Annotated in this window: 10 protein-coding genes; 5 read left to right on the top strand and 5 right to left on the bottom strand. The window is 61.4% G+C overall.

What is annotated here, in order from left to right:
- The first annotated feature begins 122 nt into the window (after nucleotides 1-122).
- The 4 genes from ACLRDN_RS06950 (at nucleotide 123) to aroG (ending at nucleotide 8426) form a co-directional block, all read left to right on the top strand.
- A complete protein-coding gene (locus ACLRDN_RS06950) occupies nucleotides 123-4415 on the top strand; it encodes a YhdP family protein (protein ID WP_413459542.1) in 4293 nt (1430 codons plus the stop codon).
- An 88-nt stretch (nucleotides 4416-4503) separates the two neighbouring features.
- Nucleotides 4504-5310: a carbon-nitrogen hydrolase family protein gene (locus ACLRDN_RS06955; protein ID WP_413459543.1), complete on the top strand. Its 807-nt coding sequence runs from the start codon at nucleotides 4504-4506 to the stop codon at nucleotides 5308-5310.
- A gap of 25 nt (nucleotides 5311-5335) precedes the next feature.
- Nucleotides 5336-6796, top strand: coding sequence for a metalloprotease TldD (gene tldD / locus ACLRDN_RS06960; RefSeq protein ID WP_134134763.1), 1461 nt, complete (start codon nucleotides 5336-5338; stop codon nucleotides 6794-6796).
- A 556-nt stretch (nucleotides 6797-7352) separates the two neighbouring features.
- A complete protein-coding gene (gene aroG, locus ACLRDN_RS06965; RefSeq protein WP_008326955.1) occupies nucleotides 7353-8426 on the top strand; it encodes a 3-deoxy-7-phosphoheptulonate synthase AroG in 1074 nt (357 codons plus the stop codon).
- Nucleotides 8427-8640: 214 nt separating this feature from the next.
- On the opposite strand, the gene ACLRDN_RS06970 is transcribed toward aroG, so the two are convergent.
- The 5 genes from ACLRDN_RS06970 to ACLRDN_RS06990 form a co-directional block, all read right to left on the bottom strand.
- A complete protein-coding gene (locus ACLRDN_RS06970; RefSeq protein ID WP_413459544.1) occupies nucleotides 8641-9120 on the bottom strand; it encodes a hypothetical protein in 480 nt (159 codons plus the stop codon).
- Nucleotides 9117-9884 (bottom strand): hypothetical protein, encoded by a 768-nt coding sequence (locus ACLRDN_RS06975; RefSeq protein WP_413459545.1) that lies wholly within the window; start codon nucleotides 9882-9884, stop codon nucleotides 9117-9119. Before ACLRDN_RS06975 ends, ACLRDN_RS06970 begins: the two co-directional genes overlap by 4 nt.
- Nucleotides 9884-10444, bottom strand: a complete 561-nt coding sequence (locus ACLRDN_RS06980; RefSeq protein ID WP_209531658.1) for a PAAR domain-containing protein — start codon at nucleotides 10442-10444, stop codon at nucleotides 9884-9886. Before ACLRDN_RS06980 ends, ACLRDN_RS06975 begins: the two co-directional genes overlap by 1 nt.
- The gene (locus ACLRDN_RS06985) at nucleotides 10441-10854 is read right to left on the bottom strand and encodes a PAAR domain-containing protein (RefSeq protein ID WP_413459546.1); all 414 of its coding nucleotides are present in this window, start codon (nucleotides 10852-10854) and stop codon (nucleotides 10441-10443) included. Before ACLRDN_RS06985 ends, ACLRDN_RS06980 begins: the two co-directional genes overlap by 4 nt.
- Before the next feature lie 222 nt (nucleotides 10855-11076).
- Nucleotides 11077-11562 carry a YajQ family cyclic di-GMP-binding protein gene (locus ACLRDN_RS06990; RefSeq protein WP_034333613.1) on the bottom strand — a complete coding sequence of 162 codons (486 nt, stop codon included), beginning with the start codon at nucleotides 11560-11562 and terminating at the stop codon, nucleotides 11077-11079.
- Between the two features lie 135 nt (nucleotides 11563-11697).
- Between ACLRDN_RS06990 and murB the strand changes: the two genes are divergently transcribed.
- Nucleotides 11698-12729 carry a UDP-N-acetylmuramate dehydrogenase gene (gene murB, locus ACLRDN_RS06995; protein ID WP_413459547.1) on the top strand — a complete coding sequence of 344 codons (1032 nt, stop codon included), beginning with the start codon at nucleotides 11698-11700 and terminating at the stop codon, nucleotides 12727-12729.
- The last annotated feature ends 19 nt before the right edge of the window (nucleotides 12730-12748 follow it).

A 12748-nucleotide genomic window follows, 5' to 3' on the forward strand; every position in this document is an offset into this window, starting at 1 on the left:
TTTTTAAACTTATCGCCGTTTTTGCCCCTCATAGCCCCTTTGCCAAGATGGCATGGGCTGGTTTTCCATGCGATCATGCTGCCTGCCCGATTCCATTTTTTGCCGAGCCGCCTTGCAACCTGATGTCCCAAGAACAACATAACGCCGCACCCAAGCCTGGCCGCTGGGCGCTGTGCTGGCGATTTGCACGGGGCAGCTATCGGCGCCTGAACCGGGCCACCCACCACGTCCTGGGTTTCACCCTCAAGCTGCTGCTGGCGGCTTACTTCGTCTTTTGTGCCGTGTTCCTGGTGCTGCGCTATGCGGTGCTGCCCGAGATCGGCCACTACAAGCCGCGCATCGAAGCCCTGGTGTCGCACCAGATCGGCCGCGCGGTCAGCATCGACTCCATCGAGGCCTCCTGGAGCGGCCTGCGTCCGCAGCTCTCGCTGACCAATCTCACCGTGCACGACCAAGAGGGCGAAGCCGCCCTGAGCCTGCCGCGCGTGTCGACCACACTCTCGTGGAGCAGCGTGCTGGTGGCCTCGCTGCGGCTGGAAAACCTCAGCATCGAGGGTGCCGACCTGGCCATCCGGCGCGATCCTGCCGGCAAGCTCTACGTGGCCGGCATTCCGGTACCGGCGGGAGGCGACGGCAGCAACCTAGACTGGCTGCTGTCGCAGCGCGAAATCGTGATCCGTCACAGCAAGCTGCGCTGGGATGACGAATTGCGCCGCGCGCCCGAACTGGTGCTGGAAGACGTCAACCTGGTGCTGCACAACCGCTGGCTGCGCCATCGCCTCTCGCTGCGCGCCATTCCGCCGCAGGACATGGCAGCGCCCCTGGATGTGCGGGCCGACTTCAGCCATCCGGCCTTTGCGCGCAGTTCCGACATCGGCCGCTGGAAGGGCCTGCTCTATGCCGACCTGCGCAATACCGACCTGGCGGTCTGGCGCGCCTGGCTGGACTATCCCATTGCCATCAACAGCGGCCGTGGCTCGGTGCGCGCCTGGCTCACGCTGGACCACGCCAAGGTCGCCAACTTCACCGCCGATCTGGGCTTGACCGATTTCAATGCGCGCCTGTCACGCCAGCTGGAGCCGCTGTCCCTGAAGCGCGTCAATGGCCGCATCTCCGCCAGTGAAACCCTGGGGACCAACCCCGAGGATGGCGTGCCGACCTTCGGCGCCAATGGCCACCAGGTGACGCTGACCGATTTTTCCATCGAGACCCCGGACGGTTTCGTCCTGCCGCCGACCTCGATTGCCGAGAGCTATGAACCGGCCAGCCCGCTCAAGGCCGAGCGCACCAGCGTCAAGGCCACTTACCTGAACCTGCAGACCCTCTCGCAACTGGCCACGCGGCTGCCGCTGGCACCGTCCCAGCGCAAGCTGCTGGATGACCTGGCGCCGCGCGGGGAACTGCACGATTTCACCGTGCAATGGCAGGGCACTTATCCTGAATTGAGTTCCTATCGCGTCAGCGGCAAGTTCAAGGGACTGGGCCTGAAGGGCTTGCCGGCCCACGTCGAGCCGCGCAAGAGCGGCACCCAGCAGGCGCGCGCGCAATGGGCGGCCTTCCCCGGTTTCAGCAACCTGACTGGTGAGATCGATGCCAGCGAGAAGGGCGGCTCGGTCAAGGTCGATGCCCGGCAGATGGTGGTCGATCTGCCGACCGATCTCTTCCGCGAGCCCAGCCTGCCTTTTGACAGCCTCAAGCTGCAGGCGCGCTGGCAATACCTGAAGGACCAGACCCTGCAGGTGGATCTGGACCAGATGCAGTTCGCCCAGCCTGGCGTGGCCGGTAGCCTCAGCGGCCAGCACCTGATGCCGCTGCAAGGCCGCTCCTCCGGCAGCGTCGACCTGCATGGCGAACTGACCAGTTTCGATGTGCAGGCGATCCGCCGCTACCTGCCGCAACGCATGAGCGAGCCGCTGCACCGCTGGCTGACCGAGGGCTTGCTGGCCGGCCATCTGACGGATGTGCAGTTCAAGCTCAAGGGGGCGCTGGCTGACTTCCCCTTCCATACGGCCAAGGCAGGGGAACAGCCCAAGGGCGTGTTCCAGCTGGCGGGCGACTTTGAAGGCTTGAAACTGAATTACACCCCCGGCCATGTGGGCCGTGACGGCAAGGAGCCGGAGTGGCCCCTGCTGGAAGAGGGACGTGGCCGCATCAGTGTCGACCGCACGCGCCTGGAGATCAAGGCCGAGAGCGCCCGCACGCTGGGCGCGCGCCTGGGGCCGGTGAGCGCGCGCGTGGCCGATGTTGATTCCCATGAAGCCGTGCTGGAAATCGATGGCGTAGCCAATGCTTCCATGCCGGTCTTCCTGCAATACGTGAACCAGAGCCCGGTAGCGCGCTGGACCGGCAATGTCATGGAACACAGTACGGCCACCGGCGAAGGCCGCCTGGACCTGAAGTTCCAGATGCCGCTGAACCATGCCATCGAGACCCGCGCCCAGGGGGCCTTCCATTTCGCCAACAATGATGTGGACCTGTTGCCGGAACTGCCGCCCATCTATCGCACCAGCGGCAAGGTCGAATTCAACGAGCACGGCTTCACGCTCAATGGCGTGCGCGGCCAGTTCCTGGGCGACAGCCTGGCCATCAGCGGCGGCACCCAGAAGGATGGCAGCAGCCAGGTTCGACTGGACGGTGCCATCAATATCGACAACCTGCGCAAGCAATATCCCGATGCTTCGTTGCAGCGCCTGCTGGCGCGCTTCTCGGGCGGCACCCGCTACACCGCCACGGTAGCGGTGCGCCAGCGCCAGCCCGAGGTGACGGTGGAGTCCACGTTGGCCGGTCTGGGCGTGGACCTGCCGCTGCCCTTGCGCAAGAGCGCCCAGGACAACCTGCCGATGCGATTCGACCTGCTGCCGCTGGGCTCCTCGGACCCGCTGATCGAACGAGAAGAAATGCGCGTGGCGCTGGGATCGAATGTGGCCTCGCGCTATGTACGTGAGCGCGTGGCGGGCAAGGGCAATGAATGGCGCGTCACCAGCGGCGGCATTGGCTGGAACCAGCCTGCGCCAGCGCCCGCCTCGGGCCTCAAGCTGGCCCTGGCCACCGATAGCCTGGATGCCGATGCGTGGCTGGCCCTGAAGAATGACCTGGCCGGCAAGGACGCCGGCGGCGCGGCAGCCGGCCATCGCCTGGGCGGTACCGACGTGACCCAATACCTGGAGCCGGACAGCGTCTCGGCCCGTGTCGGCGAACTGAACCTGATGGGCAAGAAGCTCAACAAGCTGATCCTGGAAGCCGCGCATCGCCGCAATGCCTGGCAGATCAACCTGGAGTCGCAGCAGGCCGCCGGTACCGTGACCTGGGACGAACCCGGCAGCGCACGTGGCGCCGGCAAGGTCACCGCGCGCCTGTCCTCGCTGGTCATCCCCAAGTCCAGCCCGGGGGCCGACACGGTCCAGCCCGCCAGCACCGGCAAGACCGATGACAACGTGCAGATGCCGGCCCTGGACATCCGTGCCGAGCAGTTCGAGCTGGGCGGCAAGAAGCTGGGCCGCCTGGAGCTCGATGCCAGCAACATCCTGACCTCTGTCGGCCGCGAATGGCGCATCAGCCGCCTGCTGCTGGCCAATCCCGATGCGCAGTTCCGGGCGGCGGGCAACTGGCTCACCTTCGGCAGCAATCACACTTCCAACTTCACCTATGCGCTTGATATCGAGGACGCGGGCAAGCTGCTGGAGCGCTTCGGTTATCCCGGCACCATCCGTGGCGGGCGCGGCAAGCTCGACGGCGACCTCAGCTGGAAGGCGCCGCCTTATGCGATGGATATGGCGACCCTGGCCGGACAGGTCCACATGGATGTGCATTCGGGGCAGTTCCTGAAGGTGGATCCGGGCGCGGCCAAGCTGCTGGGCGTGCTCAACCTGCAGGCCTTGCCACGCCGGCTGACGCTGGACTTCCGGGACGTGTTCTCGGAGGGTTTCGCCTTCGACACCGTGGCCGGTACCGCCAGCATCGCCAAGGGCATCGCCAGCACCGACAACCTCAAAATGACCGGCGTGACGGCCTCGGTGCTGATGAGCGGCTCGGCCGACATCGCCCGGGAAACCCAGGACCTGCATGTGGTGGTGATCCCCGAGATCAACCTGGGCACGGCCTCGGTGGTGGCCATGGCGGTCAATCCGGTGGTGGGGGTCAGTACCTTGCTGGCGCAGCTGTTCCTGCGCAATCCGGTGATGAAGTCACTCAGTTTTGAATACAAGGTGACGGGTCCCTGGAGCGACCCCATCGTGGTCAAGCAGGGACAGGTCTCGCCGGTCGATGGCGAGCGCGCGCGGGAACTGATGAAGAAGGGCGGGGATGGCCAGGGCAGCGGCAAGCAGGGTGACGAGCTGATCCCTGCGCCGGCTGCAGCGCCGGTACAGCGGCGCCGCACGCCGGAGCCGGGGCCGGTCATCAACTCCGGCGCCTGAACATCCTGCTGCGCGCCTGCGCGGCTGGCCCGGATGGGCGATACTGGTGGCATTGTTTTCAACTCCCCACGCTGGCAAAGAGGCAGACATGAGCGATTCCTTCAAGGTGGCGGCGATCCAGATGGTCTCCACCCCCGAGCCGCAGCAGAACGTCGACGCTGCCGCGCGCCTGGTCGCACAGGCGGCGCGGCAGGGTGCGCAGCTGGCGTTGCTGCCCGAATACTGGCCCATCATGGGCCGCCACGAACGCGACAAGCTGGCCCATGCCGAAGCCGATGGCAGCGGCCCCATCCAGGAACACTTGAGCGCCTGGGCGCGCGAGCATGGCCTCTGGCTGGTGGGCGGCACGCTGCCGCTGCAGTCGGCGGTTTCCGGCAAGGTGCTCAATACTTCACTGGTCTATGGACCCGATGGGCAGCGGGTGGCGCGTTACGACAAGATCCACTTGTTCAATTTCGTGCGGGGTGAAGAAAACTACGACGAGGCCCGCACCATCGAATACGGCAGCGAAGTGCGCAGCTTCGAGGCGCCCTTCGGCCGGGTCGGCTTGTCGGTGTGCTATGACCTGCGCTTCCCGGAGCTGTATCGCGCCATGGGCGAGTGCACCCTGATCGTCATGCCTGCCGCCTTCACCTATACCACCGGCCGCGCGCACTGGGAGCTGCTGCTGCGCGCCCGCGCCGTCGAGAACCAGTGCTACGTGCTGGCCTCGGCCCAGGGCGGGGAGCACGTCAATGGCCGGCGCACCTGGGGCCACAGCATGCTGGTCGATCCCTGGGGTGAGATCGTCTCGGTGCTTCCTGAGGGAGAAGGACTTGTGATCGGCGACATTGACCCCCATCGTCTACAATACGTTCGAGAAAGCTTGCCGGCGCTACGCCATCGCAAGCTTTGACCTTTTTGCCTTCCGACAAGACGCTATGAAATTATTTGAACCCAACATGGGCGCCCTGCAAGTGGCGCGCGACGTGCTGCTGACTCCCTTCGGCCTGGACGAATCCAAGCTGCTCAAGGCCCTGGGCAGCATGTTCACGCACAAGGTGGACTATGCCGACCTTTACTTCCAGTTCACCAAGAGCGAGGGCTGGAGCCTGGAAGAGGGCATCGTCAAGACCGGCAGCTTCTCCATCGACCAAGGCGTGGGCGTGCGCGCCGTGTCGGGCGACAAGACCGCGTTCTCCTATTCGGACGAGATTTCCGAATCGGCCCTGCTGGACGCCGCTGCCGCCACCCGCACCATCGCCCGCCAGGGCAGCGGCAAGATCAAGGTGGCCGGTGCCATGACGCCGGCCGGCGGTCGTGCGCTGTACCTGCCGCATGATCCGCTGACTTCGCTGGACGCTACGGCCAAGGTGCAACTGCTGGAACGCATCGAACGCATCGCCCGCGCCAAGGACCCGCGCGTCAAGCAGGTCATGGCCAGCCTCTCCGGTGAATACGACGTGGTGCTGGTGGCGCGCGCCGACGGCGTGCTGGCCGCCGATATCCGTCCGCTGGTGCGGGTGTCGGTCACCGTCATCGCCGAACAGAATGGCCGCCGCGAGATGGGCAGCAGCGGTGGCGGTGGACGTTATGACTACGGCTATTTCTCCGACACCCTGCTGGAAAAGTATGCTTCCGAAGCGGTGGCCACTGCGCTGGTGAACCTGGATGCGCGCCCGGCCCCGGCCGGCCCCATGACCGTGGTGCTCGGCCCCGGCTGGCCCGGCATCCTGCTGCACGAAGCCATCGGTCACGGCCTGGAAGGGGACTTCAACCGCAAGGGCTCCTCCACCTTCTCCGGTCGTATCGGCGAGCGCGTCGCTGCCAAGGGCGTGACCGTGGTCGATGACGGCACCATCGCTGATCGCCGCGGATCGCTGAACATCGACGACGAAGGCAATCCGACCCAGTGCACCACGCTGATCGAAGACGGTATCCTGAAGGGCTACATCCAGGACACCATGAACGCCCGCCTGATGAAGATGGACGTCACCGGCAATGCCCGCCGCGAATCCTTCGCCCACCTGCCCATGCCGCGCATGACCAATACCTACATGCTGGGCGGTGACAAGGATCCGGGCGAGATCCTGGCCTCGGTCAAGAATGGCCTGTATGCCGTCAACTTCGGCGGTGGCCAGGTGGATATCACCAATGGCAAGTTCGTCTTCTCGGCCAGCGAGGCCTACATGATCGAGGATGGCAAGATCACCTATCCGGTCAAGGGCGCGACCTTGATCGGCAATGGCCCGGATGTGCTCAACCGCGTCTCCATGATCGGCAATGACATGCGCCTGGATTCGGGTGTCGGCGTGTGCGGCAAGGAAGGCCAGAGCGTCCCCGTTGGCGTGGGTCAGCCGACCTTGCGCCTGGATGGCGTGACCGTGGGTGGGACTGCCTGATCGTTCTGTTCATCTCTGCATCGTTTCTTGTGAAAACCGCCGGTGTCATCCACCGGCGGTTTTTTCATTTATGCGCCGGGAATATGACTTCCGGTGGCAGGGGGAAACGACGTGGCCAGATCAAATATTCACCTTTTTTGCAGGAAAGCCACAGTTGGCGGGATGATGGGGGACGGGCAAGGCTTGCGCGAGGCCAGATTTTTTATTGTGTATTGCTGATGTTAATTAGTTGTTTAGGCAATAAATATTCACGGAATGTACATTTAATGAATAAAAGCTGCATTTGCAGCGCAGCATATCGATTTCGTCTTGTTGCTTGCCAAAGCCCCTGATTTGTAGCACTATGAACGCCTGCTTCACTTAACCCATGACGCCAGACATGTCTTTCGCCCGCGCTTACTTTTATTTTTACTTTAGCTATTCCAGCCCCACGGCGGTGAAAAGCGGTAAGCGTTCGTAAAAAGACAAAACCGATTTCCTAAAAAACCGCCAGTGATGGCGGTTTTTTTTTGGTCAATATTCCAGCTGAATCATTGCAGTACACCAGGAGAAAAAAATGCCGCGCACTGACGATCTTCGCATCCGAGAAATGAAAGAACTGGTCCCCCCCTCGCATCTCATCCGCGAATTCGCCTGCACCGAAAAGGTCGAGCGCACCACCGCTGAAGCCCGCACTGCGCTGCATCGCATCCTGCATGGACAGGACGACCGCCTGATGGTCGTCATCGGCCCCTGCTCCATCCACGACACCAAGGCCGCCATGGAATATGCGCGCCGCCTGGTGGTGGAGCGCGAGCGCCACAAGAACGAGCTGGAAATCGTCATGCGCGTCTACTTCGAGAAGCCGCGCACCACGGTGGGCTGGAAGGGTTTGATCAATGACCCGTACATGGACAACAGTTTCCGCATCAACGACGGCTTGCGCGCGGCGCGTGAACTGCTGTTGAACATCAACGACCTGGGCCTGCCGGCCGGTACCGAATTCCTGGACGTGATCAGCCCGCAATACATCGCTGACCTGATCAGCTGGGGTGCCATCGGTGCCCGTACCACCGAGTCGCAGGTGCACCGCGAGCTGGCGTCCGGCCTCTCCTGCCCGGTGGGCTTCAAGAACGGTACCGACGGCAACGTCAAGATCGCCGTGGATGCCATCAAGGCCGCGTCGCAGCCGCACCATTTCCTGTCGGTGACCAAGGGCGGCCACTCGGCCATCGTCTCCACTGCCGGCAACGAGGACTGCCACATCATTCTGCGCGGCGGCAAGCAGCCCAACTATGATGCGCCCAGCGTGGAAGCGGCCTGCCAGGACATCGCCAAGAGCGGCCTGGCAGCGCGCCTGATGATCGACGCGTCGCACGCCAACAGCTCCAAGAAGCCGGAAAACCAGATCCCGGTCTGCGCCGACATCGGCCGCCAGGTGGCTGCAGGCGACACCCGCATCGTCGGCGTGATGGTGGAATCGCACCTGGTCGCCGGCCGCCAAGACCTGGTGCCGGGCAAGGAACTGACCTATGGCCAGTCCATCACTGATGGCTGCATCAACTGGGAAGAAAGCCTGCAAGTGCTGCAGGGCCTGGCGGATTCGGTCAAGCAGCGCCGTTTGGTGGGCGATGAGCGGGATGCGGCTTGAGGGTTGTCGTTGAAGTGAGATTGAAGCGCCGGTGATTGCTGGCGCGAGGTAGTGAACAAAGCCTTGGTGGGAGCCAGGGCTTTGTTGTTTTAGGCCCGGCTGAATTCATATTGGTCGGGCAGATGGCTACCTGCCCACAGCGCAGCCCAGGAAAGAAGTAAGAAGACGAAAGGCAACGTCTTTTCATCTGATTTCTAAAAATGAAGTTCTGGCCCTATGGCAACGCGGTCTCTCGCGCAACGGTCTTGCAGCTCGGCTCCGTATTGATCGCCACGCCTGAGTTCGCATCGAAGTAGATGCCATCGTAGTGGTCGCCATTGAAGATCAGGGCATAAATCAAACGACGTTTGAACTGGCCCGTGAGACGAAACGTCGGCCATGTACATGCCGGGTTCTTTTCAAACAACTCATCTTGATATCTGGATAGGTAGGAGTCATTCCCCCTGAACAGAACGAGAACATCCCAGTCCTCGAACCGGTAAGGTGAGTTTTGTCGGTTGCTTTCATCGCGCCCCTCGATCTTTGATATTCCGAATGCTACATAGCATTCACCGCAGGTATAACGTCTATCGAAGACTTGTATCGTTACGTCTGGATTTGACAGCGTGAATGGATAAACGCAGATACCTATGGCACCCAATAGAAGTAACGAGGTGCTGATGAAAGTACGTGCCAGATATTTTTTTCGCATCATTTTTCAAGCTCTTTGTCGCTAAGGTCGCCTTGTTTTTCCGTAATAGAGACCAGTTTTCCGTGCTTGAATATCGCCCTTTCACCGAACCTATAGTCTTGCTCTGGCGCGCGTGTTTTTCCTTTACCTTTGATAACCGGAACAGCATTCTCAATATGGCCGATTACGAATGACATTTCTTTTCCTGCTAAGGCTAGTTTTTCTGAAATATCGGCGGCGATGTTGTCGGCATCGGATGGATTTGCCGCTGTTGCACATCCATGTAGTTCGACTCTCGCATTTTCGGAAAACTTCGAAAACTCTATGTCGTCCACCAGTGCGGAACCTTCCACCCATCCCGCTGCGTTGAATATCATTCGGGTTCTTGTGCGGTATAGACTGGAGTTGTGTAGTACCCATCTATTTGCTTCATAAGCTTTTTTCCTAATCCACGAGGAGTCCTTCGGCGGTGGGGGATCTGCGGTAGTTAGGTATAGTGCTTGAGGGCCCCCGTGCGTCCATATGTCGAGAGACTGAATGCTTCCAGTCGTTTGCGAATTGATGATGCTGACAATGTCTTTTGCGACATATATCCGCTTTACCACTAAGATAAATTTGCTTTTGTCCTGAGTTTTATAGTCGCGCAGCACGTTGTTTTTTGCGTGCTCGAAGGTGTAATTGTCTGATGGGGTTGCTGCGCCTCCCCATAGTAACAAACGTACTTTGCGGTCGTGCTTCACCGGCACCGTTGAGCCCTTTTCATGGTTAGTCTTGACCTTTGCTCCCATCATCCCTCCCGCATTTTTGTTTCTGCATCCTCGCCGAACCAGACGCTCAGTTCCTCAGGATGATAGGTCGCGACTCGTTCGCATAAGCCGTTGGCATCGGTGTAGCCGCTGTAAGTAGTTCCGTCCGGTGCCTTGATGTAATACGCCAGATCAGGTATCGGCTCGCCGGTCTTGCCATCGATGGCGCGCACTTGTTCATCCGGGCTTTCTTCTGTGAGATGCTCAGGTCCAAACTTTGGTAGCCAGTCGCCTTGAGTTGTTTGATAAAAATTGGTCGTGACTGCTTCACCGCTCGCATTGCCCACGCCATCAACCTCATTGAGCGTAGAAAGCAACGGACACCCAGCACTGGTCTTCATCCCATGTATCACCTGAGCCCGTCCATTGGTGAGCGTAGAGCGCGGAAAACCATCAGCAATGATGCAGTCCTTTCGGCAAGCCACCCGAGCCCCCTGAAAGGCATAAGCCCGCCCATGGCTGCGGCAAGTCTGGTCACCCTCAATTACCGTCCCCCCGCAGGCGGCTTTATCGCCATAGCGAATCCAGCCGATGATCTTCATGCGCCATCCCCTGTTGGCGCCAGGTAGCCAGCTTGCAGCAGCCCCGGTATGCCAGAATCGTCTGCGTATTCCCGAATTTGTGCCGTATTTTGCAGACTGCTTGTGACCGTGTCCCCATTGTCGGTCGTGCTGCCGACGATGGCCATCGGATGGCCTTTGCAGGTTAAAGCTGCGCCGGCACCTGAGATGATCCTGCTCTCCGTCCCGTCCTGATATCGCACGATGTCACCGACGCAGGCGACGCGGTGTCCCTTGATGTGCATGCTACTGCTTGCCGTAGCGACTTCCCCGCCAAGCCGCGTGGCCGAACCCAGCGTCGCCAGCGTATGGCGGCCTTTGATGGGTCGTTTGTCGATGCCGGCAAGAAAATCGGTTACCAGGCGTTGTCCGTCGAATTCCTTGTGTTCCATCTTTGCTCCTTCCGTCAGTGGGCAACTTGCCCAAACAGCCCATCAGCCCTCGCTTCAAGAGACGCCGATATTTTTGGGTGGAAGGAGTGTAGATTTGGCAAAGCGGAAACCCGCTTGCCCTCAAGCAATCAGCTGCGGTTTCTCGAATACCATCGAGCTAGCGCCAAAAACAAACGCCGGCAAAAGCCGGCGTTGTCGGTACTGCAAAGGCAAGTGCCCAGATCAGTCGCGGAAGTTGTTGAACTCCAGCGGAATCTCCTTGATCTCCTTGCGCAGCAGCGCCATGGCCGCCTGCAGGTCGTCGCGCTTGGCGCCGGTGATGCGCACGGCGTCGCCCTGGATGCTGGCTTGGACCTTCATCTTGCTGTCCTTGATGACGCGCACGATCTTCTTGGCATCGTCACTTTCGATGCCGTTCTTCACCTTGATGACCTGCTTGACCTTATCGCCGCCGATCTTCTCGATCTTGCCTTCGTCCAGGAAACGCACGTCGACGTTGCGCTTGGTCATCTTGTTGGTCAGCACGTCGCGCACCTGGCTCAACTGGAAGTCCGAGTCGGCGAATGCGGTCAATTCACGTTCCTTCTGCTCGACGCGGGCATCGGTGCCCTTGAAGTCGAAACGGGTGGAGATTTCCTTGTTGGCCTGGTCCACGGCGTTCTTGACTTCCACCAGGTTGGCTTCGCAGACGGTATCGAATGAGGGCATGGCTTGTTCCTTATGTTCTTGCAGCCGGCGAAGGCCGGCGTCTGAGCCGTGATTTTAACGGAGTGAGGCTCGCGCCGCCATCGCCTGGGCGCTGACAGCGGATTTGCCGCGCGCGGGCGATATAATCCCACCCCTATGAGCACTTCTTCACTTCCCGTCCGCCACGACGTTTCCCTGCGCGCCCTCAATACCTTCGGCATCGAGGCCAGTGCCCGTGCCTACCTGCCTGTCGACGGCGTCGAGCAACTGCGCACCCTGCGCCAGGACGCCGGCCTCATGGCCTTGCCCCGGCTGGTCCTGGGCGGCGGCAGCAACCTGCTCCTGACGCAAGACTTCAGCGGATTGGCGCTGCATATGCAGAACCGGGGCATAGACATCGCCGGCGAGGACGACAACTTCATCTACGTGCGCGCCGCCGCCGGGGAGAACTGGCACGCTTTCGTGCAGTGGACGCTGCAACAGGGGCTGGGCGGGCTGGAGAATCTTTCACTCATCCCCGGCAGCGTCGGTGCCGCGCCCATCCAGAACATCGGTGCCTACGGCATCGAGATCAAGGATCGCTTCCACAGCCTGCAAGCCATCGACCTGATCAGCGGCGAACTGCTGACGCTGGATCGCGAGGCCTGCCGCTTCGGCTACCGCGACAGCGTCTTCAAGCATGCGCTGCGCGACCGCGCCGTGGTCCTTGAAGTGACATTCGCGCTGCCCAAGCGCTGGGAAGCCAACGCCAACTACGCCGACGTGTCCCAGGCGCTGCAGGAGCGCGCCATCACCGAACCCGGTCCGAGCGACATCGCCGAGGCCGTCATCGCCATCCGCACCCGCAAGCTGCCGGACCCCGCCCGGATCGGCAACGCCGGCAGCTTCTTCAAGAACCCCATCGTGCCGGCCCGCCTGCGCGATACCCTGCTGGCGCAATACAGCAACCTGGTCAGCTATCGCGTCGATGAGGATCACTACAAGCTGGCCGCCGGCTGGCTGATCGACCGCTGCGGCTGGAAGGGCAAGACCATGGGGCGTGCAGGCGTGTATGAACAGCAGGCCCTGGTGCTGGTCAACCGGGGCGGTGCCACGGGGGCTGAAGTGGCCAGGCTGGCCAAGGCGATCCAGGATGATGTGAAGGAAAAGTTCGGCGTCCAGCTGGAGCCGGAACCGGTCTTCATCTGAGAACACTCCGGTCTGAAGA

Origin of the sequence: Herbaspirillum huttiense (assembly GCF_047300815.1) — a bacterium.
Classification (GTDB): Bacteria; Pseudomonadota; Gammaproteobacteria; order Burkholderiales; family Burkholderiaceae_D; genus Herbaspirillum; species Herbaspirillum huttiense_A.

Coding starts and splice junctions, on each gene's coding strand:
- ACLRDN_RS06980 (WP_209531658.1), bottom strand. CDS start 10,444: ATGAAGATCATCGGCTGGATTCGCTATGGCGATAAAGCCGCCTGCGGG.
- tldD (WP_134134763.1), top strand. CDS start 5,336: ATGAAATTATTTGAACCCAACATGGGCGCCCTGCAAGTGGCGCGCGAC.
- murB (WP_413459547.1), top strand. CDS start 11,698: ATGAGCACTTCTTCACTTCCCGTCCGCCACGACGTTTCCCTGCGCGCC.
- ACLRDN_RS06985 (WP_413459546.1), bottom strand. CDS start 10,854: ATGGAACACAAGGAATTCGACGGACAACGCCTGGTAACCGATTTTCTT.
- ACLRDN_RS06970 (WP_413459544.1), bottom strand. CDS start 9,120: ATGATGCGAAAAAAATATCTGGCACGTACTTTCATCAGCACCTCGTTA.
- aroG (WP_008326955.1), top strand. CDS start 7,353: ATGCCGCGCACTGACGATCTTCGCATCCGAGAAATGAAAGAACTGGTC.
- ACLRDN_RS06955 (WP_413459543.1), top strand. CDS start 4,504: ATGAGCGATTCCTTCAAGGTGGCGGCGATCCAGATGGTCTCCACCCCC.
- ACLRDN_RS06990 (WP_034333613.1), bottom strand. CDS start 11,562: ATGCCCTCATTCGATACCGTCTGCGAAGCCAACCTGGTGGAAGTCAAG.
- ACLRDN_RS06975 (WP_413459545.1), bottom strand. CDS start 9,884: ATGGGAGCAAAGGTCAAGACTAACCATGAAAAGGGCTCAACGGTGCCG.
- ACLRDN_RS06950 (WP_413459542.1), top strand. CDS start 123: ATGTCCCAAGAACAACATAACGCCGCACCCAAGCCTGGCCGCTGGGCG.